Origin of the sequence: Catenovulum maritimum (genome assembly GCF_001050375.1) — a bacterium.
GTDB classification, from domain to species: Bacteria; Pseudomonadota; Gammaproteobacteria; order Enterobacterales; family Alteromonadaceae; genus Catenovulum; species Catenovulum maritimum.
Window position 1 is genome coordinate 206593 of record NZ_KQ130484.1, and the last position, 25888, is coordinate 232480.

Sequence of the window (25888 nt, forward strand, 5' to 3'; positions counted from 1 at the left end):
TGCTCTAAACTTATTTAAAGTTCTGACCTAGAAAAAAATTAAGCATAGTTTAAATTTGGTGGATATAAATCATACTAAAATTGCAACTGCCGATATGGAGTCGTTGCATCGAATCTTTACGGTCGCTGAAGCGCCCGATTCGACTTTAGGTAAAATTGAAAAAGACATTTCTGAAAACCTAGCTGGTTTTTTGAATGAGCATATCGTTGCCCGTGAAATTCCTTTATCTGAAATCGAAAGAGATTTTAATCATGCTCATTTACCAGAAGAGCCTACGTTTGTTTCTGAGCACACCAAATTTTTACTAGATAAGCTTGTCGCTCATTCAGTTCATACTGCTGCACCTAGTTTTATTGGTCATATGACATCAGCTTTGCCTTACTTTATGCTGCCATTGTCAAAAATCATGATCGCGTTAAACCAAAATCTAGTAAAAATCGAAACCTCCAAAGCTTTCACGCCATTGGAGCGTCAAGTTATAGGTATGATGCATCATTTGGTTTACGCAGAATCAGACGCTTTTTATCAAGATTTCATGCACTCAGAGTCTGACTCTTTAGGCGCATTTTGTTCAGGGGGGACAGTTGCTAATATATCGGCACTTTGGGTAGCTCGAAATAATGAATTAAAAGCGAGTGGTGATTTCAAAGGTGTCAATAATTCGGGCCTTTATCGTGGCTTGAAGCATTACGGCTATGATGGCCTTGCTATATTGGTTTCTACTCGAGGTCATTATTCACTTGCGAAAGCTGCAGATATACTCGGTTTAGGCCGAGATGATGTGGTTGCAGTACCAGTTGATGGCGAGCACAAAGTGTTAGTTGATGAGATGAAGCTAAAAGCAAATCAGCTCAAGCAACAAAATATAAAAGTCATGGCGATTGTTGGTGTTGCTGGTACAACCGAAACTGGTAATGTTGATCCCTTAAATGATTTAGCTGATCTAGCGGCAGAACTGGATTGTCATTTTCATGTAGATGCAGCTTGGGGCGGGGCGACACTATTTTCAGAAAAACACAAAAGCTTACTTAAAGGTATAGAAAGAGCTGACAGTGTAACAATTGATGCTCACAAGCAAATGTATGTGCCAATGGGCGCTGGACTCGTTTTATTTAAATCACCTAGATTAGCGAGCGAAATAGAGCACCATGCCGAATACGTACTGCGTAAAGGATCGAAAGATCTTGGTTCGCATACCTTGGAGGGCTCGCGTCCTGGCATGGCCATGTTAGTTTATTCTGCGCTTAATGTATTGGGCCGAAAAGGTTACGAATTATTAATCGACCGCAGCATAGAGCAAGCTGCTTATTTTGCTAATCTGATTCAAAATAATGCTGATTTTGAATTAGTTTCTCAACCTGAACTGTGCATCTTAACCTATAGATTTGTACCTAAACAAATAAAGCAACTGCTTAAGCAAGCGACCCCTAAACAAGCTTTATTGATTAACGAACATCTAGATGATCTAACTCAGTTTATTCAAAAGTCACAACGAGAAGCTGGTAAATCTTTTGTCAGTCGTACTCGTATTAATTGTGCTAGGTATGATAATCAAGTGATCACTGTATTTAGAGTGGTGCTTGCGAATCCATTAACCACTCAACAGATTTTGCAAGAAATGTTAGAAGAGCAAGTCTGCTTAGCAAATAAAAGTCAAATTGCCCTTCCTGAATTGATTCGAATTTTAGAGAGCTAAAAGTAGCTAATAGCCACGCCAATGTGTGGCTTATTTATTACGATATTCTGCCCTGAATTTTTTCATATAAGCTGATTCTTCTGGCACAACTAGTTCAGCTAATATACCAAGTACGTATTCGTCTGGCGCGGGGAGTTGATCTGCAAACTTCATATTGGTTGAGATTCTAATCACTTTGTCTTGCTGGCTAAATAGGTAGACATAAGCGTGCATGTATAGCTCATCTTCAACGTTTATTTTTGAAACTCCTCTAATACCCGTGAATGCTTGTGTCTCATTTTTTAGCTGAATGTGGCTCACTTGCTCTAAATCTCTTTTTTGAAATTGTTTCGCTGCAATTAATTTATCTATGTCTTTAAAAACATATCGCATTTCTACGTTTAAAATTTGAGCTACATCACTAATTTGAGTTTGTCTAATCGGGTAGATAAAAACGTTGAATATATCATGGTCAAAGTATCGGCTTTGATAAGTGAGCTTTGAGCCGAGTAATGGGTTGTCTGAATGATTGACATCAGCTAGCACTAATTCTGTTGTTTGCTCTGGGTAGGATAGTTCTTTGAAAGTTTCACTTTTTGTTGCTGCGCAACCTTTGAGGCAAATAATGCTTAATAGGGTAAAACAAAATAAGAAAATTTTTACCATAGAGAGTGTTTTAGACCACTTTACTAAAATATACATGCCTCATTTCCTTATTGGACGATAAATCATAGCTGAATGAGCAATTCTACCTAAATTACCGAGTATTTATCATCTGTTTAATACATTTTTAACTATCTTAGGTATAATTAAACTGACTTCTATAATGAAATTGAGTGAATGAATAAAAAATCTAAGCAAATACCTCTCGAATACCACCCTTTATTAGCTGACAAACTAATTAAGTTAATTGAGCAAACTGGAGAAGCTGTCAGCTACAACTTCTTGCGTGAGCAATTAGCGTGTTCCTCTGAACAACAAGAACTTGAATTACAAGCTTGCCTGAATGCATTAGAGCAAGAAGGTAAAGTCGTGCATGAACGAGGTTTAGGCTACGCAACGCCTGCTCAACTCGGCTTTTATCTAGGTAAGGTTGCAGGTCACAGAGATGGCTTTGGTTTTGTGCTGTTAGAGCATGGTACAAAAGATTTATTTTTACCCATTCATCAAATGGAATCTGTTATTCATGGTGATCTTGTCTTAGCTAAAGCTTCAGGGAAAGAGCAAAGAGGTAAGCGAGAAGGGCGCATTATTCGGGTCATTAAACCTAGACAAGAAGATATTGTTGGCCGCTATTTTACTGAGCAAGGTGTGAGCTTTGTCGTGCCGGATGATTCTCGAATTGGTCAAGACATCATGATAGATAAAAACTCAACCAAAGGTGCCCGACATGGGCAAATGGTTGTAGTTGCTATTACTCAAAGGCCAAGTAAACGCGCGAGCGCAGTTGGAAAGATTATTGAAGTTTTAGGTGAGCACATGGCCCCTGGAATGGAAATTGAAGTCGCGTTAAGAAATTATGATATCCCTCACGCTTGGCCAAAAAACTTAGATAAAGAGTTAGCAATTTGGGGTGAAGAAGTGCCCGATTTTGCTAAATTAGACAGAGTCGACCTACGTGATTTGCCTTTAGTTACCATAGATGGTGAAGATGCTAGAGATTTTGATGATGCCGTCTACTGCGAACGGAAAAAATCGGGTGGTTGGCGTTTATGGGTTGCGATCGCGGATGTTAGCTATTACGTAAGACCCGGTACTATTGTCGATGATGAAGCAAATAAAAGAGCAACTTCAGTTTATTTCCCAGAACAAGTTGTTCCTATGCTGCCTGAAGTTTTATCTAATGGTTTATGCTCATTAAACCCTCAAGTTGATCGCTTGTGTATGGTTTGCGAGATGACTGTGAGTGAACGAGGCGTATTATCAGGTTATAAATTTTACCAAGCCGTGATGAATTCTCACGCTAGGTTAACTTATACAAAAGTAAGCTCAATTCTAAAAGGGGATGAAGCGCTTCGCCAGCGTTATCAGGCCCAAGTTCCTCATCTCGAAACCTTACATGAGATGTATCAGCAGCTTAAAAAGTCTCGTGAAAACCGCGGCGCGATTGAGTTTGAAACGCCTGAGCCTAAATTTGTATTCAATTCACTCAGGAAAATAGACACGATAGAATTAGTCGTTCGTAACGACGCGCATAAGTTAATTGAAGAGTGCATGATTCTAGCGAACGTGGCTGCTGCTAGATTCATTACTAAACATAAGGCTAAGGCCTTATATCGAGTACATGATAAGCCAGATAGTGAAAAGTTAGCCCAGTTTATTGGCTTTTTAAGCGAGCTTGGTATCACTTTTACTATGGGTGATGAACTTAACCCAACAGATTTTAAAGATTTGGTGGATAAAATTCAGGGCAGGCCAGATCAAGAACTTATCCAGACTATGTTGCTGCGCTCAATGAAGCAGGCTATTTATAGTGGCGATAATGTCGGGCACTTTGGTCTAGCACTGACTGGATATGCGCACTTCACCTCGCCTATTCGACGTTATCCAGATTTGATTTTGCACAGAGCTATTAAGTCGATTCTCTGTTCGCAAAAAATGATGAAGGGAGATAATGGCGAGTATACCTACGATGAAAAGCAAATGAATGATCTTGGCGTGCATACATCTATAGCTGAGCGTCGAGCAGACGAAGCCACACGCGATGTCGCTAATTGGCTAAAATGTGAATACATGCAAGACCATGTTGGTAGTGAGTTTGAAGGTGTTATATCTGCCGTTACTAGTTTTGGTTTTTTTGTTCGTATTAATGACTTACATGTCGAAGGCTTAGTACATGTGAGTAGTTTGCAAAGTGATTTTTATATCTATGATGCAAAGAGACACTTATTGATTGGTGAGCAAAAACGTAAGGTTTATAAGCTAGGTGATGAGATTGCTATTAAGGTATCTGCGGTTAACTTAGAAGATAAGAAAATAGACTTTTTATTGGCCGGTCAAGACGCTTCACCAACAGGCAAAGGGAATAAGGGTCGAAAAGATAGAAAAGAGAATTCAAGAAGCCGAGATAAAAACTCGAAAGGAAAAGAGTCACGAAGAGAAAAATATGGCTCTAGCAAAACGAAGGCTGTTAAATATACGCCTTCAACAGCGAAACCTACAGCGAATGACAGTCGCGACTCGACGGATAGTGAAAAACCTAAATCTAAAAGCAAAACACAAATGCTGATGGAAAAAGAAAATGCTAATAAAAAATCCGGCAAGCCAAAAGGCAAGTCTTCAAGTCGGAAGAAAAAAGCAGTCACGACTAAGAAGCATGCCAAGCGTCAAAGTAATAAACGCAAGTAATGTCTTTCGTTAGTAGTCGAAAATTTACGTATAGAATTCATTAACTTTGATTTTATTATCAAAGTTAAATAACGTCATAATTGGAAAAATAAAGTGAGTAAATCAGAATTAATATATGGCATGCATGCCGCTGAAGCGTTGCTGAATAGTGCGCCTCATAGAATGATAGAACTATTTTGTTTAAAGGGGCGAGATGATAAAAGATTAAATAATATCATCAATTTAGCTCGTAAAAATGGTATCACAGTTCAGTTTGCCCAACGTAAAGCGCTAGATGATAAAGCTGCAGGGGAACAGCATCAAGGGGTTGTTGCACGTGTTCAACCAGCACCTATTTTAAATGAAAATGATTTAGATGAAATTTTAGATAAACTGAATCGCCCAGCATTTTTACTGATTTTAGATGGTGTGACAGATCCACATAACATAGGTGCTTGTTTAAGAACGGCTGATGCCGCGGGTGTTGATGCTGTTATCGTGCCCAAAAATAAATCCGGTGGTTTAACCGCTACAGCACGAAAAGTCGCTTGTGGAGCTGCTGAAGCTGTTCCTTTTATACAAGTAACTAACTTAGCCAGAACTTTAAAAGAAATCCAACAGAAAGGTGTATGGGTTGTCGGCACTGCAGGTGAAGCCACACAGACAGTTTACCAAGCTAAGTTAACAGGACCAATTGCTTTAGTTATGGGCGCAGAAGGCGAAGGCATGCGTCGTTTGACAAGAGAAACTTGTGATGAGTTAATCTCAATTCCTATGTCTGGTTCAGTTTCTAGCTTAAATGTCAGTGTTGCAACGGGTGTAACCTTATTTGAAATTGTTCGTCAAAGACAAAGTTAAGCGAATTAAGAATCGAGATGGATTGTATTAAAGGCTGTGGCGCGTGTTGTATTGCGCCTTCAATTAGTTCTTTGAATAAGCCTGCAGGTGTTAGATGCCAACATTTATCCCAAGAAAATACCTGCCTAATTTTTAATAAGCCAGAAAGGCCCAAGGTTTGTAGTGAATTTAAAGCTTGTGATTGGATATGTGGTCAAGGGGCTGATAATGCATTACAGGTTTTAATTGATTTAGAATCTGCAACTCAATAATTAAATCAAAATTTTATTAGCAGGTCAGTTTTAAGTTATACCAGTTCACCTAAGTTTTTGATCTATATTTTACTGGGTAAAATTGAGGAATAATTAGGATGGAGTGGTATTAATTAAAGCTAAAAATAAAAATAGCCGAACAAGTCGGCTATTTTTATTTAACTCAATTTAGATATTAGTAAACCGTCTTACAGTTCACCCATAGCATTTCTAAGCTTTTTCATCGCGTTAGTTTCTAACTGGCGAACTCGTTCTGCAGATACTTGGTATTTAGCCGCAAGCTCTTGCAAAGTAATTTTATTGCTGTCGTTTAACCAGCGAGCACGGATAATATCTTGGCTTCTCTCGTCTAGGGTTGAGATAGCGCTAAATAAACGTGCGTTGGCGTGATTATCCCATTGATTACTTTCCACATCGTTCGCTAAATCAGAATTAGTATCTTCTAAAAACTGAGCAGGTGAGAAATTAGTGGTTTCATCATCGTCATTTGCTAAATCGAAGGCTTGATCTTGGCTACTCATACGAGTTTCCATTTCAAGCACATCTTTACGCGTAACGCCTAGGTCGTTTGCGACTTTATCGACTTCTTCGTGGTTAAACCAGCCTAAACGCTTTTTCGACTTACGTAAGTTAAAGAATAATTTACGTTGCGCTTTTGTCGTCGCAACTTTAACTATACGCCAGTTTTTTAATACATATTCATGGATTTCAGCTTTTATCCAATGCACAGCGAATGAAACTAGTCTAACACCTACTTCTGGATCGAATCTTCTTACCGCTTTCATCAAGCCGACATTACCTTCTTGGATAAGATCTGCTTGTGGTAAACCGTAACCAGAGTAACTTTTAGCTATGTGCACAACGAATCTCAAATGAGACATGATAAGTTGTTGTGCTGCATCTAGATCGCCATCGTTGAATAAACGTTCTGCGAAACCTTTCTCTTCTTCAGCGGTTAAAACTGGGATGCTGTTGACACTTTGGATATATGAATCCAGGCTACCAGCCTGAGGTACTAAGGCTAATGCTGTTGTTGTCATGAAGAACTCCAATATAAACGTACAAAACTACTAAACTTAAAGCTAGCTAAATAAGCTAGAGACCTTAAGTGTACTGACTGTGTATCACTCTCGCTTATTGACTATTAAAAGTCAAACAAGTTCATATAAAAATATCGAATAATAAATCGTTTTCTTGAATTTTTATGCTAATAGCTTTTAACAAATTAAATATATCGGATCTTTGTGACAATTGGCAGATACAAAACGTTAAATTTGGCTTACACTTTATTAATGTTGAATATTTGTAATTTTTTAGTCACTTTTTAACAACTAAGTTAAGGTGACTTGTTCGATTTGAGGGGGAATATGTATTCTTACGTTGCTCGCCAAGCTATTCTGACTGCTGATGAAAAAATACATGGCTATGAACTCCTATTCAGAAATAGCTTTGAAAATACTTTTCCGGATATCTGTCCAGATCAAGCGACATCAAATATATTAACAAATAGCCACTTAACTCGAGGGTTAGAGTCCCTTACTGGCAATAAACTGACTTATTTAAATTTCACAGAAGAGACATTATTAAATAATTTTCCAACTTCGCTTGATCCCAAGCATGTCGTCATTGAAATTTTAGAAACGGTTACCGTTAGCCATGAATTATTAGATACCTGTCGAGCATTAAAAAAACAGGGCTATCGCTTAGCACTAGACGATCATGACTTTGATCCTAAATGGGATATTTTTCTACCCTATATAGATGTTATAAAAGTCGATGTCAGGCAGTTTAATATACTCCAAATTTCTAAATACATCCGCCGAATTCAAGGTGGTGGTGTCCAATTAATTGCAGAAAAAGTGGAAACAAGAGAAGAATTTGAAAAGTTAAAAACTTTAGGTTTTGAGTTATTCCAAGGCTATTTCTTTTCTAAACCAGAAGTCATTCAATCTAAACAGTTATCTTTAAATAAACTAAACTTAATTGATTTAATTGATCAGGCCTCAAAAGAAAATTTAGATTTAGAGGCTATCTCTAAGATAGTTGAAAAAGACGTTTCATTATCCTTCAAACTATTAAGATTTATTAATAGTGTTGGTTCAGGTTCAAGCCAAAAAATAGGCTCATTAAAGCATGCCTTAGCCTATATGGGAGAAACCGAGCTGAAGAAATTTATCTGTTTATTGGCTTTAGCTGGGTTAAATGCAGGTAAAACAGAAGAGTTATGTATCCTATCTCTGATTAGAGCTAAATTTTGTGAAAAATTAGCACGGGATCGAGAAGATAGTGAAAACCCTCCAGTGGCGTTTTTAACTGGGATGTTTTCTCTAGTCGATGCAATTTTAGATGAACCTATGGCGCAAGTTGCCACTAAACTTCCGCTCTTAGATGATATCCAAAGCGCATTAATTCATCAAAATGGCTATTTAGGCGATTACTTAAGGTTGGCACTCAGTTATGAACATGGTAAATGGGAAGAAACGGATAGCCTAGCTGAGCGTTTAAGCATTAGTGTTGATAATATACATACTTATTATAGTGAAGCGCTAGAATGGGCTAATACGTTAGAGGCTACAGGTCAATTGTAAATCGCTTGACGGTAACAAGGGAGAAGAGCTCCCTTGTTGGTTAAAACCTCTTAGTTTACAGCTCAAAATAAGTGTAGCCTTCTAATCCTGAAGATAATATGTAAAAGTAATTAACTTGTTGTTCAGGTGTCAAATCACTTTGTTTTAGCTGAGATTGATATTGGCTCAGTAACTCAGGTTTATTGAAATGTACCGTTTTTAGCACAGATTCTACAGTGTCGCCGTAAAGCTTATTGTTTACTTGCCAGCCACCATGACTGTCAAACTCAACGTGAGCTGAATCTGTATCACCAAATAAGTTATGCAAATCACCGAGAATTTCTTGATAAGCACCGACCATGAACATACCCAATAAGTAGTCCTGTTCTTGATTATATTCAGGGACGGGCAAACTAGTTTCTATCCCCATACCATCGCTATACTGCCTAATTTGACCATCAGAATCACAAGTAATATCTTGGATAATTGCTCTTGTGGTTAATGGCTTGTCTAAGTGGGTTAAAGGTACAATTGGGAATATTTGACCTATTCCCCAAGCATCAGGCAATGATTGGAATAAAGAAAAATTACAAAATAATTTGCAGGCTAATTTTTCATTTAGGCTTTCAACAAGTTCTCTATGTACTCTTGCAGTCGGGTCAAGTTTAGCCTGTATTTGATGCAATACATTAAAGTATAAGGTTTCTAACTCAGCCCATTGTTTAAGGGATATGAGCCCCATGGTAAATTTTTGTTGGCCGTCGCTAAAATAAAACACAGCGTCATGATATTTTTCAATCGCATTTCGCGACGTAATATTATCGCTTAATTCCGCCATCTCAATACTTTCCTGAGCCGCGTTATAAGATAATTTTGGCTGTTGAGATAATTTAGGCGGCGTCTCTTTTTCTATGATATTCGTAATTAAGACTGCATGGTGGGCGGTTAGTGCCCGACCTGATTCACTGATAATATTTGGGTGTGGTAAACCTGCTTTATCACAAACTTCTGAAATCCCTGTCACTATATTTCTAGCATATTCGCCCATATCATAGTTCATTGAGCAGCTACTTCTGCTTGCACTGCCTTCATAATCAACACCCAAACCACCACCGACATCTATTGTATGAAGAGGAATGTCTAACTGAGTGAGTTCGCAGTAGTAGCGAGCGCATTCTTTAATCGCTAGTTGTATGTCTCGGATATTGGCAATTTGTGAACCAAGATGAAAATGAACCAGCTTAAAGTGCTCTAGTTTATTGGCTTGGTTTAATATGTTGATCGCTTCTAATAACTGACTAGACGTTAAACCAAATTTACCTTTTTCTCCGCCAGAATTTTGCCATTTTCCTTTACCAACCGAATTTAAACGAATCCGGATACCTATATTCGGTATTGCCCCCATTTTTTCGCTTTCACTGAGTAACAATTTTAGTTCTGATAATTTTTCAACGACTACAAAAACTTGATGACCTAGTTGCTGAGCAATAATAGCCAATTGTAAAAACTCTGCGTCTTTATAGCCGTTACATATTATTTTGATTGGCTTAGGTGCTATGCCTAAAATAGCGAGTAATTCAGGTTTGCTACCCGCTTCTAAGCCAATTTGTGGTGACGATTGCACTAGCTTACGTACAACACTTTGCTGTTGGTTTACTTTAATCGGGTAAACGGATGTGTATTCGGCACCATATTCAAATTGCTTGATAGCATCATCAAAGGCTTTGTTTAAGCATTTTACTTTATCCTGTAACACATCAGTAAAGCGCAATAAGATTGGTAATCTTAAGCCTGATTCTATAAGCTCATTAACTATGTCGTTTACAGGTACTTTCTGTAACGACGTTGTTGACGGGTGGACGCAAAGCTTCCCAGAATCGGAAATATCAAAGTAGCCGTCGCTCCATTCTGAAATGTTATATACAGCTTTTGCTTGAGATGAAAAATTATCTGTCATATTTTTGTGCTAAAACGAAAAAACTTCGCTTAGTTTAATCTTAATATTTATCATCAGCTATTATTTAATGAGAAATATTGCTTGAGTTACCGTTGACGGGCAGATTTTTGCCAAATTTGGATTTATTTTTAGCTAATTGAGGGTTTTATGTCCGATTTTGCATCACCATATTGGTTCACCGAGCAGTGTGATAAGACTGGCTCCGCTTTTTCTTTAAGAGTTAAAAACAAAATTGTTGAGAAGCAATCTCAATTTCAAAAAATAGAAATATACCAAACGACAGATTTTGGTTATCTGATGGTATTGGATGGTTGCACTATGGTAAGTTCTCGTGAGAACTTTTTTTATCATGAAATGATGTCTCATCCTGCTTTATTTACTCATCCTAAACCGCAAAATGTTGTTGTGATAGGGGGAGGTGATTGTGGCACTTTGAAAGAGGTGCTTAAACACACCAGTGTCGAAGCTGCGACTCAAATCGATATTGATGAGTTAGTCACCGACATGGCCAAACGTTATTTCCCTGAGCTATGCGAAAGTAACCAAGATCCTAGAGCTCAGATTATTTTTGGTGATGGAATCAAGTTTATGCATGATGCTTTACCAGAGTCACTTGATATTATTATTGTGGATTCAACCGATCCCGTTGGGCCAAGTGAGGGACTATATGACTATGCTTTTTATCAATCTTGTTTAAATGCCTTAAAACCAGATGGTATTTTAGTCCAGCAAAGTGAATCACCTATCTTGCATCAAAAGTTAATAAAAGAAATGAGAGAAGCTATGCTCGAGGTTGGTTTTTCTAATTTACAAACCATCATTTTTCCTCAACCTATCTACCCGAGTGGGCTATGGTCTTGCACTTTAGCAAAAAAACAGGGCGATTTTGGTGAGTTTAGGCATAAAGACGCAGCCGAAATGTCTAATAATTGCGAGTATTACAGCCCTGTTGTCCATCAAGCTGCTATGAGATTGCCTAACTTCTTGAAGAAATCTTTATAGTTAGCTGTATTTTCCCTGTGCTAGGTCTTCTTTCTATTTGATTGGAGAGAAGAGTCTATCGAGTTAGCTAACCCTAGCTTTGGCTGTTATTTAGCTTTAATGTCTGGTATCAAATTTAATAAAGCATCCACCACTTTTTTGGTGTCGTAGAAAGGTTGTGAATGAGGGCTGATTAAATCTAACTTGATTATTTCTGATCCACAATTTAATGAGTCTACCTGTGTCGAAAATGGGTAACTGCTGTCTTTTTCATCGAGCAATATCTTTAATTTAGTGCATTTTCCGAGTTGATTTAACTGGCTTAGCATATCAGTTAAATTCATGCCAAGCTGTTCAGGATCGGCTGTTGTGTTGGGCAGGAATACTTTTGGACAAGGGTTTTCATGGATTGCTTCAGCAACCCCAGATACCAGTAAATTTGCAATGACACTGGTATAAAAGCTTCCAGGGGGGTAGCAAATTAAATCAGCTTGCATAATTTGGTCTATTACTTTCTGGCTTGTTTTAGGTTGTTGCGGAGTATGGAACAGTAGATCTTGAGTTAAAAATAAATTTTTAACTGGAGATGCAATTGGGTTAACTTCTTTGCCTGTTATTAAATGCTGGCCACAAATTTTGCTGCCAGATTCTAGTTCAGCGACTAAGTGATAATCATCATCCAGCACGGGTAATATCTTACCCTTTATATCGAGTAACTCAGAAAAAACCTCAATGCAGGAATCTAGGTTTTTATCATGACTAAAATAGCAGCCAACTAGACATAAATTCCCTATGCTTGCTCCATTGAGTTTAAAATTAGCAGGTTTTCGCTCAAAAAAACTTTGTAGAGTGTGCTGAATAAAGTTTAGTAAACCCAGTGGCAGTTTTTGGGTAAGTATATGTTCCCCTGTGAGTATATGCTCTAACTCTATTTTTAAATTTTGAGGCTTAGCTTGATGTGGGAAGCGGTAATTGAGTAAATTAGCTAAGTGCCTTATTTCAGGTAGGCTATCATTTGCCAAAGTAATTAAACGACTGCGAATATCCCCTATCGCGGGAATGTTAAAATGTTTCCTTAATTCAGCCGTACTGCCACCAGAATCAAATGTTGTAATTAAGTGGACACTATTTTGGGTTGACTTAGTTAGAGTGTGACAAAAAGAGGTTAAAGCTGAGCCTCCACTAATAAATAGAATTGATGGGCCGCTTTGGGATTGGCGATTTACATGCTTACCTGTTAGCCAAGGAGTTAATTGTGCAGGATTTTTCATGAAATTGAGTTTAATACATAAATTCAATTTCAGCTAAAGCTGGATGAAAATAAATTATAAACTGCTAATCGATCAGTAAAGGTTATGAGTATATAATCCGAACATTACAACAATCGTTAGCTATTATTTATGAATTTGTTTGCTTGGCAAAGAGCTGTTATTAAAGTTGGAAGCGCGTTAATTTCACCCGAAGGCAAAGGGTGTAGCGGGCAGTTTTTATTACCCATTGCTAGATATATTTCTGAATGCCGTCTGGCAGGAAAAGAAATTGTGTTAGTCTCTAGTGGTAGTGTTGCTGCAGGGCGTAACTTAATTAGCCATGGTGAAGCTCCTTCTATTGCAGAAAAGCAGGCTATGGCTGCGGTTGGGCAGATGCAAATGATGGCTAATTGGAGTCGCTTTTTTGATTTTCCGTGTGCTCAAATTTTGCTGACACACGAGGATTTAGCAGATCGCCGCCGATATGTTAATATAAAGAACACCATCCGAGAATTGTTGAACAATGGTATCTTACCAATTGTGAATGAAAACGATTCGGTTGCAACTGCTGAACTTAAAGTTGGCGACAATGATAATTTAGCAGCATTAGTTTCTCAGGTCTCTGATGCACAAATGCTAATGATCTGCAGTGATATAGATGGGTTATATACAGCAGACCCGAGAACCAACCCTAATGCCGAATTAATACCGGTTGTTGAAAAGATTAATTCAGAGATATACGCATTAGCGGGTGGTACCAGCAATAAGTTAGCAACGGGTGGTATGCGGACAAAGATTGAAGCCGCAGAAAAAGCAACCATAAACGGAGTACATTGTTTAATTGTGAATGGTCGAAATGGTCAAGTGTTCGATCGGTTATTACACAATGAATTAACGGGTACTTGGTTTAAACATCAAGCGAGTCCGAATAAGGCGCGAAAAAATTGGTTACAACATACTTTGAAAACTCAAGGCCATGTTGTTGTTGATGACGGAGCGCAGGCTGCATTAATTAACCAAGGTGCTTCTTTGTTGAGTATTGGTATAAAGCAAGTTGAGGGTAACTTTCACAAAGGAGACGCTGTGTTGGTTTTGAATCAAAAATCTGAAACTATTGCTAAAGGTATCTGCCAGTATTCGGCACCAGAGTTAAATAAAATTCGAGGCTTAAACAGTTCAAAAATAACTGAAGAGCTTGGCTATTGTCCAAGCAATGTTGTCATTCATCGTGACGACCTAGTTATCATTTAAAAGGTTAAAATATGAGTTTTTCAATTGCTAAAATGGCAAAAGATGCACGCAAAGCATCTTTTTCAGTTGCCAACTTAAGTACAGTACAAAAAGATGCCGCATTAACGGCTATGGCTAATAAATTGGTTGAGAGAACCGATTTGATTTTGTCTGAAAATGAAAAAGACTTAACTGCAGGCAGAGAAAATGGTCTATCAGAAGCTATGATAGACAGACTAAGATTAACCCCTGAAAGAGTTAAAGATTTATCGAATGCACTAATTGAAGTGACACAATTAACGGATCCTGTGGGCACTATGTCTAACATGACAACTCGACCTAATGGCATCCGAGTCGGTAAAATGAGAATCCCACTGGGTGTGATTGCTATGATTTACGAAGCAAGGCCAAATGTGACAGCTGAAGCTGCGGCACTTTGCTTAAAATCGGGTAATGCAGTTATCTTAAGAGGCGGTAAAGAAGCATTACATTCGAATTTAGTCATAGCGAAATGTTTACATGAAGCATTAGAAGAGCAAGGTATAGATGCAAATGCTATTGGCGTTGTACCTGATCCGGATCGTAATGTTATGAATGAACTAATGACATTATCGGATGATATAGATTTAATCATCCCTCGCGGTGGTGAAGGTTTAATTCGATTTGTGACTGAAAATAGTCGAATTCCTGTTATTCAACATTTTAAAGGGGTATGCCACTTATACATAGATCAATATGCTGAAAATGAGATGGCATTAGATCTATTAACCAATGGTAAAACCCAAAGAACAGGCGTATGTAATTCACTAGAAACTTTACTTGTTCATAAATCTAAAGCTGAAGAATATATGCCACTTGTTGCTAAAATGTTTAGTGAAAAAGGCGTTAAAGTGCATGCTTGTGAGCAAAGTATAGGGTATTTTGAAAACGCAGAAGTCGCGACGGAAGCCGATTGGGATGCTGAATATTTAGCGCTTGAAATTGCGGTGCGTATTGTCGATGATTTTGAAGCTGCGATTGGCCACATAGAAACTTATAGCTCAGGACACACTGAAGTGATTTGTACTCAAGATTATCGTCTAGCAAATGAATTTGTTAGACGAATCAACAGTGCTGTCGTTATGGTTAATGCATCTTCAAGATTTTCTGATGGTGGTCAATTAGGCTTAGGTGCTGAAATTGGTATTTCGACTTCTAAACTACACGCATACGGCCCAATGGGACTTGAAAGCTTAACAACAGAAAAATTTGTTGTGCTTGGTGATGGCCAAATTAGAAGTTAACAGTTTAAAATAATTTAGCTATACTCAGTGAGAGTTCGAATATGAACTCTCACTTTAATTTCAAGGAAGAATTAGCCGAATGGATTTAGCGATACTCTCATATATTTTTATTCCTCTTACTTTAGTTGCCCTCGGATTTATCATATGGTGCTCTCTATCTTGTTTTAATCAAACTGATGACGAGTGATTATTAAATAATCTTAAATAACAGCCTTGTATTTTTATTTCAGTACCCCACCTATAGTTTATGGTTTGTTATAAACGTAAAGTTTCGACTTTTTGTTTCACCTTTAAATAGATTAACTAGAATTAACTTAAGTTAGAGCAAATATCGATTGTTTTAACTTGTCTTAAGCAATTACAAATGCTTATTGCTATTTGTCTTTTAGGCTGAGTTTGACCTTAATCCAATAATGAGAATATTTTATGAGTAACCCTCTGTTATCCAACGCTACTTTACCTTTGTTTTCTGAAATAAAAGCTGAACATGTACAACCAGCTGTTGAATCTGTCATTGCTAAAGCGAAAGAAACAATTGAGCGTGTTTTGACTACAGGTCCAAATTTCACTTGGCAGTCGTTAGTTGTACCTTTAGATGAAGCTGATGATAAGCTCTCTAAAGTGTGGTCTCCTGTTTCTCACCTACACTCGGTTGCTGATAGCGAGGCTTTAAGAGAAGCTTACCAAGCCTGTTTGCCATTATTATCAGAGTACAGTACTTTTGTCGGTCAGAACCAAGTTTTATACCAAGCTTATCAAAACCTTGCCGATAGTGATGAATTTGAAACCCTAACCACAGCCCAGCAAAAGTCTATTTCAAATGCATTAAGAGATTTTAAATTATCTGGTGTGTCACTCGCAGAAGATAAAAAGCAAAGATATGCCGAAATCAGACAAAGATTATCGGAAATAACCAGTAAGTTTGGTAATAACGTCCTAGATGCCACTCAAGGGTGGACAAAGTTAATTACAGATGAGGCCCAGTTATCAGGCTTACCTGATATGGCAAAACAAGCTGCAGCTGAAACTGCTAAGTCTAAAGAGCAAGAGGGTTGGTTGTTTACTCTGGAGTTTCCGAGTTACTTACCTGTAATGACTTATGCAGATAACCGAGAGTTAAGAGCTGAAATGTATCAGGCGTTTGCTACTCGTGCATCTGATCAAGGACCAAATGCCGGTCAATGGGATAACTCAGAATATATTCAAGAAATTTTAGCTTTGCGTCATGAATTAGCTCAATTGTTAGATTTTGATAACTTTGCTGAGAAGTCTCTGGCCACGAAAATGGCAGAATCACCAGCCCAAGTTTTGAATTTTTTAAATGACTTAAGTGATAAAAGTAAGCCACAAGCTTTAGCTGAATTGGCAGAGCTAACTAGCTTTGCAAAAGATGAACATGGCGTTGAAAAGTTAGAGTCATGGGATTTAAGTTACTATGCTGAAAAGCTTAAACAGCAAAAATATGCGATATCTGACGAAACATTAAGACCATATTTTCCCGAAGCAAAAGTAATCTCTGGCTTATTTAAAACGGCAGAAAGATTATTTGGTATAGAGATCAAGCCAAGGGAAGGGGTTCAAGTTTGGCATGATTCGGTGCGATTCTTTGATATTTTTGACTTAACGGGTGAATTGAAAGGTAGTTTTTACTTCGATCTTTATGCTAGAGAGCATAAGCGAGGCGGCGCATGGATGGATGACTGTGCTGGTCGCAGAATTAAACAAGATGGCGAGTTACAAACCCCAGTTGCCTATTTGACGTGTAATTTTAATAAACCAGTTGGAGATAAACCTGCTTTATTTACCCATGATGAAGTACAAACCTTATTCCACGAATTTGGCCATGGTTTACATCATATGCTGACTAAGATTGATGTCAGTGCTGTTGCTGGTATTAATGGCGTAGCATGGGATGCAGTCGAATTGCCGAGTCAATTTATGGAAAACTGGTGTTTTCAGCCTGAAGCTTTAGCTGATATTTCAGGACATTACGAAACGGGTGAAGCTTTACCTCAAGATTTGTTGGATAAGTTACTTGCAGCTAAGAACTTCCAATCAGCCATGATGATGGCTAGACAGCTAGAGTTTTCATTATTTGATTTTGAACTGCATTTAAATTACCAAGCGGGTCAGAAGGCTGATGTACAGGCTGTTATCGATAAAGTGAGAGATAAGGTTTCGGTTATTAGACCGCCGGAATTTAATCGCTTTCAGCATAGTTTTAGCCATATTTTTGCCGGCGGTTATGCTGCAGGTTATTATAGTTACAAGTGGGCGGAAGTATTGTCTGCTGATGCTTTTTCACTATTTGAAGAAAAAGGTATTTTCGATAGCGAAACAGGCTTGTCATTTCTACACAACATTTTAGAAATGGGCGGATCGAAAGAGCCAATGGAGTTGTTTAAAGCCTTTAGAGGACGTGAGCCTGAGGTTGATGCTTTATTGAGGCATTCAGGTATAGCAGCTTAATTTAAGCCTACAAGCAAAAACAAAAAAGGTGCTGAGAAAGCACCTTTTTTTATTACTCACATTTTATTTTTTCTTAAAAGAAAAACTGGAAGCCAAAGTTTAAACCATTATCAATTGTGAAATTGGTTTTTGATTCGTGAGTTGCTTTAACATGACGATAGCTTAAATAAACTGCACCATTTTCAATTAATTTATAACTTAGGCGTGCAGCTGTATCAATTTGGTAATCTAAGTCGTCGCTTAACGCGATACTAGGGGCATAGTAAGCATGCAGTGTAAGCTCTATTTCAGGTACATCTGGTAATTGGTAAGCAAATTCACCACCTAAACCTAAACCTTGCACATTTTCTTCACCTACATCAGCAAAATATAATTTTGCGCCTATACCAGCAGTTATGTTTTGTTGCTTTTGAATATTACCCGAAACTAATGCTTTGATGCTAAATAGTTTATCGTCATTTTCGTTTATTAAAGCGCCAACTGAGAAGCTAGCATTATTGCTTAATTTATTTGAATTTAGTTCGGCATTGATCGAGTCATTACCTATGTCTAGCATTAGGTTACTTGCTGATGCTTGGAAAGTCATGCCAGATAATAAGATGGCGGTTAAGCTTGTTAACTTTTTCATTGCTTTTAGTTCCTTAAATTAGCCTAGCAATAGATTAGCAAGTCAGCTTTAGCTGCTTACTCTTTATTTTGTCATTATTGCGGGGATGGTAAACTTTCTAGATGAAGATATAAATATATTTTGTTGCTTAAAGTGAATTAGCCCTAGTTTTCAATAAAACTAAGGCTAATTATTGAACTATTTAATGATTTTCGTTTGAAATTGTTACGCGTCCACCTGTTGTCCAGCGCATCAGAACATCATACCAAGCGCTGGTATCCCAGCCTTGTTGCTCGCCTCGGAAGATTGCTTGCTGTATCATTTTTACCGCTTCTGCTCGTTTTCTAACATCTTGCTTTTCCCAGGCGATAGCGGTTAAAAATTGTACTTCTGGGTTTAACCTTTCCACTTCTTCCAGTCGCTTTAAATAAGACAATGCTGTTTTTGCATCATGTAGTGTTTTGTCTTCAGCCATGAGTTTAATCTCAGCTGCTTTACGTAAAGCGAATACATGACCTTGGTTAGCAGCTCTGTCTAACCAAAATACTGCCTTGTGTTCATCTTTTTCTATCCAAGGGCTCGTGATGAACAAATCGCCTAGCCGATATTCCGCATTGGCCAAGCCTTGTTTTGCTGAAGTGAGTAACCAGCTTATCGCTTTGTCTAAATCTTTTTGCTCTCGGTATAATTTATTGCCTAATACATATTGAGCTTCAACTAAACCTTGATTTGCTGAACGCTCGAGTAAATGATCGATTTGCCCTTCTTCACGCCACAAACCTTCAAAATTCATTAAAGTAATTGCATACATGTATTGGTCATATGCATTGGAGCTGATAGTTTTTTCATCACTTAAGATATGTTTTATGCCGCGATAAATATGGTGATAGTCTTGCGCTAATGTCATTTTGCTCAAGTTTTGTCGCGCTAAGCCTAAATTAATGCGTTTAGTCACAGCAACAGCTTGACCATTAAATTTGGGTTGAGGGTATTTCACTTCTCTAAATTTACGCAAGGCTAGGTTAATTCGGCCAAAGGATTGAAGAATTTCTATGTCTCTAACTGTACCGTCTGGCGCAATAACATACTCTACAACTGCAAAGTAAGGCTGTTTTAACATGTTATCTAGGCGGGTATTTGAATTAGAGCTAAATTGAGCTGAACTTAAGTTCTCGACCTGGTTACCATTTTCATCTTCTTCGGCATAAATCTCTTCATTTATGCCCGCTGAAAATAAGCCTTCGGTTAAACCATCGTCATCTTCTAAACCAAGTAGGTTAGCGCCCGCAGTTGACATCTCTATTCGGGTTTCAAGCAGCTCAGATTGAACGACTGGATAGTAGCGTTCTTGGATTAACTCCTTTCCATATATTAATCCATAATGCTCAAGTCGTTCCGTAAGTTCACCAGTATCAGCATCATTTAGCGAAGCTAAAATTGAACGGGCAATTGAGGTGGAATTTTCGTATTTGTATTGAGCTGCCAATAAAAACCAGATTGCGGATTCTACTTTGTCGACTGTAACGCCCTGTCCTTGATAGTAGATGAAGCCTAAAGTATGCATAGCTCTAGGCACACCCACAATGGCTGATTTAGTGTACTCCTTTATTGCCGCTGTGTAGTTTTGTGTATCATATGCTGCATCCGCTTGTGACATATTGGCTTTGGCTGTAAAATAAGCAGGTAAGCAGCAACACAATAAGGTTGTTGTTGAACATTCACCGTCCTTAAGTTGAGCTGAATGAGCGCATTTTACCTATTTAATTGTTAAGAACTCACAACTCTAGCCTGATTTACCTCAAATTTACAAATCTTTAAATTACTAGACTAAGCGATCTAATTAGTGACACAGATATTAACTTTTTAACTGAGATTAGAAGAGCTCTACACTGTTATCTACTTCAACAGTTTGAGCCGTTTCTTCATTTTCTATGCTTATATTCGGTAAACCATTCATTACTTTTTCTATCTTAGAAATGATAGAGTGAATAGTCATATCTATTTGGCCTTGTTTTAATAATTGCTCTTGGAGTATATGAGCGATAAAAGCCTCTTGAGCGTCATTAAAATCTAATGTGTGAAAACTGACGCCAACTTCAGCAATCATTTTGTCTAGCAGTTGCTGTTTTTCTTGTTGAACTTGGATAATTGCGGGTTCTAGTTGAGTTAAGATATCAACTAATTGAGTGCGAGTTTCGACAATTTTATGCTTATCTAGCATATTTTGTATTCGCGATGTTAAGGCTGGTATCAGTTTAGCAAAAGAGTCTATATATATAGAGCTTAAGGTTTCGTCATTCGGCATATTTTTTACTAAGATAGAAATATACTTATCGTTAAAAATAGTCCTTTGATTAAAACTGTAAATTCTGCCTTTATTTCTAAGTAACTCAAACATTTCAATTATAATTGGACTTGCAATTTTAGTGCTTGAATCATAAAACAGTGAATCGTTTGGTGTAGAGATTTCAATGCAAGTTTGAATGCCAATACTTTGAAATGAAGCCGCTATTTTTTTTGCTAAGGTTTCAAAATCTCGGCATTGGATAACAGACGTTATTAAATCTAATGCCCAGCCATAAGAATTGGCTTGATGCATTGTAATTGACACTATCGACTCTAATTCATCTGATTGAGCTTTAGTCGCATTAATCTCAGTAATATATGACTTAATCGAACGTAATTTATACTTTAGTTCAGTTGTGTCGCATGTTTTTTTTATATAGCTACTCGCGCCAGCTTCAAAGCAAGAAATGACGCTTTCTGCATCATATTCGGTTGATGTCATGAATAAAATTGGCAACAAGTCCTGAGATTGCAATTTTAATTGAGAAACTAATTTAAAATCTGATTTATTCGCTAAGCTAATATCTAGCAGAATTATGTGATACGAGGTTGCACTGACTAAATTTATTGCGCTTTCAGAACAACCAGAGGTCTCAACATTAAATTCATCATCTAAAACAGACTTTAGATTATTTCGATAGCTTGTATCGCTATCTAGGATAAGTATTTTTAAATCGTCCATGGGTACATCGCATGGTGGGAATAGTTAGCTTTATTATCAATTTTTAAGGCTTAAATGTAAATTCTTTTGATTAAAGTCATTTAAAGCTAAATTATAATTTGCGCTTGATTATAGGTATGTTAGTTTTTCAATTCGAACTTAGAGGTGTTGAATGATCAAGGTACAAGCAGAAGATTTTATTGTTGCAGATGAATACAACAAATTAATTAAAGATAATCAACAAGATGGCGCTGTGGTTTTTTTTGTCGGTATGGTCAGAGATTTTAACCAGAATAGTAAGATAACCTCGCTTACTTTAGAGCATTACCCGGCAATGACAGAAAAGTCTTTAGCTCAATTAGAGGTACAAGCTAAGCAAAAATGGCAGCTGGGTCGAGTATCAATTGTTCATAGATTTGGCCGGTTAGAGCTTGGTGAGCAAATTGTTTTTGTCGGTGTGACGAGTATGCATCGAAAATCTGCATTTGAAGCCGCGGAGTTTATTATGGATACTTTAAAAACAACAGCTCCTTTTTGGAAGAAAGAACAAACCACAGACAGTGAACATTGGGTTGAAGCTAAACAATCTGACACAGAGCAAGCGCAAAAATGGCAAGAATAAATACTGACATACCTACATCGTGACCCTTTTTAGTCGGAGATATAATGAAAATGAGTAAGAGTTCTCATTTTTATGCCATTTTAAACTAACAAAACACAATTCCACTTCTACACTTATATGGCAATAAATTATTTATTGCTCATATATTTGATTGGTGGTTATCTGGGTTATTGCCTAATGCAATAACAAATAACCGCTGTACCAAGAGGATAGTTGTTATGATTTTGCTAGTTGGCGGAGAGAAAGGTGGTAGCGGCAAAAGCTGCCTGGCTCAAAATATTGCGGTTTATTTTGCTAAAGAACAAAAAGCTAATGTGATGTTAGTGGATTGTGACCCTCAAAAAACTTCTTCAGATTGGATTCAATCCAGACATAACTTACCCGAATTAGAATGGATTAGTTGTGTTCAGTTATTTGGTAAAGTCCGATATGAACTACTCGGATTTGAACGAAATTACGATTACGTTATTATCGATTGCGGTGGTAAAGATAGTACCACATTACGATCAGCCTTGTCAGTGGCGACCCATGTATTAATCCCAATGCGACCCAAGCGTCGAGATTTAAAAACGCTAGATCATGTTGAAGAGCTCATCTCTACTTGTAAAATGATCAACCCTAAAATGTGTGAAGCTGTAGTAATGACGCAATGTCCTTCATTACCAAGCCAAGCAACACGTATTTTAGATGCTAAAGACGTTTGTAAAAGCTATGGCTTACCTGTTTTGAATGCTGTTACCTATGCTCGAAATGTTTATGATGACAGCGAAGAAATGGGGTCTTCTGTGCTAGAGCAAGAACCAGAGGGGAAGGCCTCTGATGAAATCAAACAGATAGTATGCGAAGTAATGAATTTAAAAGCAGAGGTTGATGATTATGGGCATGGCAGACCTGAAGCGAACTTGTTACAAGTCGGATAAAATAAAGCCAGTTGATGTTAATCAATTTATTAATGACGCAGATAATTACGCATTGGGTTTACCAAGTCTTGCTGAGCAAAAAGAAGCCGTAAAGGCTTTAGGTAGCAAGTCGATTCGTAAAAATGCAACTTTCTCATTAACCGAACTGTCGGTTAATGAGCTTGCTTTGCATGCGGATAAACTAAATATGAGTAAATCGGCTTTAATCCGACTACTCATTCAATATTTATCATCTGCTTCTGAAATAGAGAAACGGCGGTTATTGAATTTACTTGAGACTTCTTAACCAAAGTAATTGACGTTCAACCCTGTAGTTTTTTGCTTTTTGCAGGGTGACTAAACTCGCATCTCCAGACGGTTTGGGTATAATACGCGCAAACTGTTCTTAAGGAGAATTCCATGCGTCCAAGTGGTCGTACCGCAAGCCAAATCCGTCCTGTTTCAATTACTCGTAATTTTACTGCTCATGCAGAAGGTTCTGTTTTAGTTGAATTTGGTGATACTAAAGTTATTTGTACTGCTTCTGTTACAGAGGGCGTACCTAGATTCATGAAAGGAAAAGGCGAAGGTTGGATTACTGCTGAGTATGGCATGTTACCTCGTTCGACGCATACACGATGTGATCGTGAAGCTGCCCGTGGCAAACAAGGTGGACGCAGTTTAGAAATTCAGCGCTTAATCGGTCGCTCGTTACGTGCAGCGGTAGATTTAAAAATCTTAGGTGAAAATACAATCACGCTAGATTGTGATGTTATTCAAGCGGATGGCGGTACTCGAACGGCTTCTATTACAGGTGCTTGTGTTGCATTGGTAGATGCGCTTACTTACATGCGCAGTAAAGGCATTCTAAAAGCTAATCCGCTTAAGCATATGATAGCTGCAGTATCTGTTGGGATTTACAAAGGTGAAGCTATTTCTGATCTTGAATATATTGAAGATTCAGCAGCCGAAACCGATATGAATGTTGTAATGACTGAAACTGGTAAGCTAATTGAAGTACAAGGTACAGCTGAAGGTGAACCTTTTAGTTTTGAAGAAATGAGCGAAATGTTAGAACTCGCTAAGCATGGCTTACGTGAAATTATTGATATTCAAAAAGCAGCTCTAGCCTAAGGAGACAAAATGCAAGATTATAAAAAACAATTTATTGAATTTGCCTTGTCTCGAGGTGTACTCAAGTTTGGTGAATTTACATTAAAATCGGGCAGAACAAGTCCTTACTTTTTTAATGCTGGTTTATTCAATACTGGTGGTGATTTAGCTAAGCTAGGTCAATTTTATGCTGCTGCTTTGATTGATGCGAATGTTGAGTTTGATTTATTATTTGGCCCTGCTTATAAAGGCATTCCGATTGCCACAACGACAGCGGTTGCTTTAGCTGATAAACATAATATCGATAAGCCATACTGTTTTAATCGTAAAGAGAAAAAAGATCATGGCGAGGGCGGCAGCTTAGTTGGTGCTGAACTAAAAGGTAATGTCATGTTAGTTGATGATGTAATTACAGCTGGCACAGCGATTCGTGAGTCTATGGAAATTATCGCAGTGAACAATGCGAGTTTGTCTGGTGTTTTAATTGCGCTCGATCGTCAAGAAAAAGGTAAAGCGGAATTATCAGCAATACAAGAAGTTGAAAGAGATTTTGGTACACAGGTGATTTCTATTGTGCAATTAAGTGATTTGATTGATTATTTAGAGCAGCAGGGTGACAGAGTCGAAGACCTAGCTAAAGTCCAAGCTTACCGAGCGGAATATGGCATTGCGTAGCAAGTAGCAATATTAAGATCAAAAAACCAGCTTTGAAGCTGGTTTTTTTGATCTTGGCTCGTTATATAGTTTTTGACTATAGTTAGAGAGACTTAGGCGTAGCGCGTAAATTCAGTTTGATGAGGCGTACTATTAGTGTGATAGAAACGTTGTATTTTTAACGCTCTAGCATTGATTACTTGATCTCGCTCCGCAATTGACTGAGTAAACTCATCTACTTTTGCGGTATCCGATTTTAAGCTCGCTTGCGCTGATAATGTTTTAGGCGCTTCGTATTGATACTCTTGTTGAATTGTTTGCTTTACAGCTTCAACTTCAGAGCTTGACGATTTTTCGTTAGCTTGTGTCGGGCTTATTTCTGAGTTAAATACCTCTGCTTTAGCTTGCGTTTCGTTTACGGCATGCTTTGCTGCTTGTAAATCAGCTTGTTTTTCTTGCTGTAAATCCACTCTAGCTTCTTGAGCTTTTGTGGCGGCTTCCGCTGCTACACTTCTATCCGCGTTCGATGGCTCTGCTGGTGCTAGCGCCGCTCGCTGAACCTGTTCCATTTTTCTAATCGTTGCTTCAGGATCGCCCGCGACCGTTGAAACATCAATTTTTACTTCGCCACCAACAGCATAACTTTGCCCGTCAGGACCTCTTTGATATTCATAAGATGGGGTTCCAGCGTATTGGCCGCCTATGTTGGCGTGGGCTTGTTCATGTGCCTTTACTTCTTTGTCCCGCTCTTTGAGCTGTTCAATTTGAGCTTGTTCTTGTTGCTCAGCTTGATTGTTTTCTTGGTTCTCGGAGAATTGCTTACCGCGATTTTCTTGATCTTCAGTGGCATCTCTTTCTGATTCAGATGAATCTAGATCCGATTTAGCTTCTTGTTGAGCTTTGGCAAGTTCTTGCTTATTGAATTCATAAGTAACAGGTTGTTGCGATTGTTTTAGCGCTCTTTCTCTATCGGAACCCACACCAGTTTCAGCTGCTTGTTGTTCTGCAGCTGTTGCTTGGGTAATTGCATCACGTGACAAAGCATCCTTGCGAGCCGCTTCAGTTTGCGGGTTCGCAATATTCAGATTCAAATTAATTGGAAACTGAGTCACTATGTTCATTTGGGTTTTGGTTACCT

At 38.0% G+C, this 25888-nt stretch carries 22 protein-coding genes; 14 read left to right on the forward strand and 8 right to left on the reverse strand.

Features of this window, described 5'->3' with window-relative positions; genetic code table 11:
• The first annotated feature begins 64 nt into the window (after positions 1-64).
• Entirely contained in the window at positions 65-1696 is a 1632-nt protein-coding gene (gene panP, locus XM47_RS05100; RefSeq protein ID WP_281175791.1) for a pyridoxal-dependent aspartate 1-decarboxylase PanP, read from the forward strand.
• Between the two features lie 30 nt (positions 1697-1726).
• Here the strand turns inward: panP and XM47_RS05105 are convergent, their stop codons facing one another.
• Positions 1727-2377, reverse strand: a complete 651-nt coding sequence (locus tag XM47_RS05105) for a hypothetical protein (RefSeq protein ID WP_048690426.1) — start codon at positions 2375-2377, stop codon at positions 1727-1729.
• A gap of 138 nt (positions 2378-2515) precedes the next feature.
• Between XM47_RS05105 and rnr the strand changes: the two genes are divergently transcribed.
• The 3 genes from rnr to XM47_RS05120 all read left to right on the forward strand — a co-directional run bounded on the left by rnr (position 2516) and on the right by XM47_RS05120 (position 6111).
• On the forward strand, positions 2516-5023 hold the full coding sequence (rnr, locus tag XM47_RS05110) for a ribonuclease R (protein ID WP_048690430.1): 2508 nt from the start codon (positions 2516-2518) through the stop codon (positions 5021-5023).
• Positions 5024-5116: 93 nt separating this feature from the next.
• Positions 5117-5860 carry a 23S rRNA (guanosine(2251)-2'-O)-methyltransferase RlmB gene (gene rlmB, locus XM47_RS05115; RefSeq protein ID WP_077066480.1) on the forward strand — a complete coding sequence of 248 codons (744 nt, stop codon included), beginning with the start codon at positions 5117-5119 and terminating at the stop codon, positions 5858-5860.
• Positions 5861-5877: 17 nt separating this feature from the next.
• Positions 5878-6111, forward strand: coding sequence for a hypothetical protein (locus XM47_RS05120; protein WP_048690432.1), 234 nt, complete (start codon positions 5878-5880; stop codon positions 6109-6111).
• A gap of 188 nt (positions 6112-6299) precedes the next feature.
• On the opposite strand, the gene rpoH is transcribed toward XM47_RS05120, so the two are convergent.
• On the reverse strand, positions 6300-7151 hold the full coding sequence (gene rpoH / locus XM47_RS05125; protein WP_048690433.1) for an RNA polymerase sigma factor RpoH: 852 nt from the start codon (positions 7149-7151) through the stop codon (positions 6300-6302).
• A 327-nt stretch (positions 7152-7478) separates the two neighbouring features.
• On the opposite strand from rpoH, the gene XM47_RS05130 reads away from it, so the two are divergent.
• Positions 7479-8699: an EAL and HDOD domain-containing protein gene (locus tag XM47_RS05130; protein ID WP_048690435.1), complete on the forward strand. Its 1221-nt coding sequence runs from the start codon at positions 7479-7481 to the stop codon at positions 8697-8699.
• Positions 8700-8754: 55 nt separating this feature from the next.
• Here XM47_RS05130 and speA read toward each other — a convergent pair whose 3' ends face one another.
• A complete protein-coding gene (gene speA / locus XM47_RS05135; RefSeq protein WP_048690436.1) occupies positions 8755-10635 on the reverse strand; it encodes a biosynthetic arginine decarboxylase in 1881 nt (626 codons plus the stop codon).
• A gap of 147 nt (positions 10636-10782) precedes the next feature.
• Between speA and speE the strand changes: the two genes are divergently transcribed.
• Entirely contained in the window at positions 10783-11637 is an 855-nt protein-coding gene (speE, locus tag XM47_RS05140) for a polyamine aminopropyltransferase (protein WP_048690438.1), read from the forward strand.
• Between the two features lie 86 nt (positions 11638-11723).
• Here the strand turns inward: speE and XM47_RS05145 are convergent, their stop codons facing one another.
• Positions 11724-12887 carry a GAK system CofD-like protein gene (locus XM47_RS05145; protein WP_048690439.1) on the reverse strand — a complete coding sequence of 388 codons (1164 nt, stop codon included), beginning with the start codon at positions 12885-12887 and terminating at the stop codon, positions 11724-11726.
• A gap of 129 nt (positions 12888-13016) precedes the next feature.
• On the opposite strand from XM47_RS05145, the gene proB reads away from it, so the two are divergent.
• The 3 genes from proB (at position 13017) to prlC (ending at position 17848) form a co-directional block, all read left to right on the forward strand.
• Positions 13017-14117 carry a glutamate 5-kinase gene (proB, locus tag XM47_RS05150; RefSeq protein ID WP_048690441.1) on the forward strand — a complete coding sequence of 367 codons (1101 nt, stop codon included), beginning with the start codon at positions 13017-13019 and terminating at the stop codon, positions 14115-14117.
• A gap of 11 nt (positions 14118-14128) precedes the next feature.
• Positions 14129-15379: a glutamate-5-semialdehyde dehydrogenase gene (locus XM47_RS05155; RefSeq protein ID WP_048690442.1), complete on the forward strand. Its 1251-nt coding sequence runs from the start codon at positions 14129-14131 to the stop codon at positions 15377-15379.
• 426 nt (positions 15380-15805) lie between these two features.
• The gene (gene prlC, locus XM47_RS05160) at positions 15806-17848 is read left to right on the forward strand and encodes an oligopeptidase A (RefSeq protein WP_048690444.1); all 2043 of its coding nucleotides are present in this window, start codon (positions 15806-15808) and stop codon (positions 17846-17848) included.
• Positions 17849-17921: 73 nt separating this feature from the next.
• Here the strand turns inward: prlC and XM47_RS05165 are convergent, their stop codons facing one another.
• The 3 genes from XM47_RS05165 to XM47_RS05175 form a co-directional block, all read right to left on the reverse strand.
• Positions 17922-18476 carry a YfaZ family outer membrane protein gene (locus tag XM47_RS05165; protein ID WP_048690445.1) on the reverse strand — a complete coding sequence of 185 codons (555 nt, stop codon included), beginning with the start codon at positions 18474-18476 and terminating at the stop codon, positions 17922-17924.
• A gap of 181 nt (positions 18477-18657) precedes the next feature.
• Complete coding sequence (locus XM47_RS05170; RefSeq protein WP_048690446.1) at positions 18658-20112, reverse strand: SEL1-like repeat protein; 1455 nt, start codon at positions 20110-20112, stop codon at positions 18658-18660.
• A gap of 216 nt (positions 20113-20328) precedes the next feature.
• Positions 20329-21483, reverse strand: a complete 1155-nt coding sequence (locus tag XM47_RS05175; RefSeq protein ID WP_048690447.1) for a response regulator transcription factor — start codon at positions 21481-21483, stop codon at positions 20329-20331.
• A gap of 151 nt (positions 21484-21634) precedes the next feature.
• On the opposite strand from XM47_RS05175, the gene moaE reads away from it, so the two are divergent.
• The 5 genes from moaE (at position 21635) to pyrE (ending at position 24771) form a co-directional block, all read left to right on the forward strand.
• Positions 21635-22084, forward strand: a complete 450-nt coding sequence (moaE, locus tag XM47_RS05180; RefSeq protein ID WP_048690449.1) for a molybdopterin synthase catalytic subunit MoaE — start codon at positions 21635-21637, stop codon at positions 22082-22084.
• Positions 22085-22302: 218 nt separating this feature from the next.
• Entirely contained in the window at positions 22303-23004 is a 702-nt protein-coding gene (locus XM47_RS05185; RefSeq protein WP_048690451.1) for an AAA family ATPase, read from the forward strand.
• Positions 22967-23290: a replication protein RepA gene (locus XM47_RS05190; protein ID WP_149865454.1), complete on the forward strand. Its 324-nt coding sequence runs from the start codon at positions 22967-22969 to the stop codon at positions 23288-23290. Before XM47_RS05185 ends, XM47_RS05190 begins: the two co-directional genes overlap by 38 nt.
• A 113-nt stretch (positions 23291-23403) precedes the next feature.
• Entirely contained in the window at positions 23404-24117 is a 714-nt protein-coding gene (gene rph, locus XM47_RS05195) for a ribonuclease PH (RefSeq protein WP_048690458.1), read from the forward strand.
• 9 nt (positions 24118-24126) lie between these two features.
• On the forward strand, positions 24127-24771 hold the full coding sequence (gene pyrE / locus XM47_RS05200) for an orotate phosphoribosyltransferase (protein WP_048690460.1): 645 nt from the start codon (positions 24127-24129) through the stop codon (positions 24769-24771).
• Between the two features lie 92 nt (positions 24772-24863).
• Here the strand turns inward: pyrE and XM47_RS05205 are convergent, their stop codons facing one another.
• Entirely contained in the window at positions 24864-25871 is a 1008-nt protein-coding gene (locus XM47_RS05205; protein ID WP_053084515.1) for a putative metalloprotease CJM1_0395 family protein, read from the reverse strand.
• Positions 25872-25888 lie beyond the last annotated feature (17 nt).

Coding starts and splice junctions, on each gene's coding strand:
- XM47_RS05185 (WP_048690451.1), top strand. CDS start 22,303: ATGATTTTGCTAGTTGGCGGAGAGAAAGGTGGTAGCGGCAAAAGCTGC.
- rpoH (WP_048690433.1), bottom strand. CDS start 7,151: ATGACAACAACAGCATTAGCCTTAGTACCTCAGGCTGGTAGCCTGGAT.
- XM47_RS05190 (WP_149865454.1), top strand. CDS start 22,967: ATGGCAGACCTGAAGCGAACTTGTTACAAGTCGGATAAAATAAAGCCA.
- XM47_RS05120 (WP_048690432.1), top strand. CDS start 5,878: ATGGATTGTATTAAAGGCTGTGGCGCGTGTTGTATTGCGCCTTCAATT.
- XM47_RS05175 (WP_048690447.1), bottom strand. CDS start 21,483: ATGGACGATTTAAAAATACTTATCCTAGATAGCGATACAAGCTATCGA.
- proB (WP_048690441.1), top strand. CDS start 13,017: ATGAATTTGTTTGCTTGGCAAAGAGCTGTTATTAAAGTTGGAAGCGCG.
- XM47_RS05145 (WP_048690439.1), bottom strand. CDS start 12,887: ATGAAAAATCCTGCACAATTAACTCCTTGGCTAACAGGTAAGCATGTA.
- pyrE (WP_048690460.1), top strand. CDS start 24,127: ATGCAAGATTATAAAAAACAATTTATTGAATTTGCCTTGTCTCGAGGT.
- XM47_RS05130 (WP_048690435.1), top strand. CDS start 7,479: ATGTATTCTTACGTTGCTCGCCAAGCTATTCTGACTGCTGATGAAAAA.
- speE (WP_048690438.1), top strand. CDS start 10,783: ATGTCCGATTTTGCATCACCATATTGGTTCACCGAGCAGTGTGATAAG.
- XM47_RS05170 (WP_048690446.1), bottom strand. CDS start 20,112: ATGTCACAAGCGGATGCAGCATATGATACACAAAACTACACAGCGGCA.
- rph (WP_048690458.1), top strand. CDS start 23,404: ATGCGTCCAAGTGGTCGTACCGCAAGCCAAATCCGTCCTGTTTCAATT.
- XM47_RS05165 (WP_048690445.1), bottom strand. CDS start 18,476: ATGAAAAAGTTAACAAGCTTAACCGCCATCTTATTATCTGGCATGACT.
- prlC (WP_048690444.1), top strand. CDS start 15,806: ATGAGTAACCCTCTGTTATCCAACGCTACTTTACCTTTGTTTTCTGAA.
- XM47_RS05155 (WP_048690442.1), top strand. CDS start 14,129: ATGAGTTTTTCAATTGCTAAAATGGCAAAAGATGCACGCAAAGCATCT.
- speA (WP_048690436.1), bottom strand. CDS start 10,635: ATGACAGATAATTTTTCATCTCAAGCAAAAGCTGTATATAACATTTCA.
- moaE (WP_048690449.1), top strand. CDS start 21,635: ATGATCAAGGTACAAGCAGAAGATTTTATTGTTGCAGATGAATACAAC.
- rnr (WP_048690430.1), top strand. CDS start 2,516: ATGAATAAAAAATCTAAGCAAATACCTCTCGAATACCACCCTTTATTA.
- XM47_RS05205 (WP_053084515.1), bottom strand. CDS start 25,871: ATGAACATAGTGACTCAGTTTCCAATTAATTTGAATCTGAATATTGCG.
- XM47_RS05105 (WP_048690426.1), bottom strand. CDS start 2,377: ATGTATATTTTAGTAAAGTGGTCTAAAACACTCTCTATGGTAAAAATT.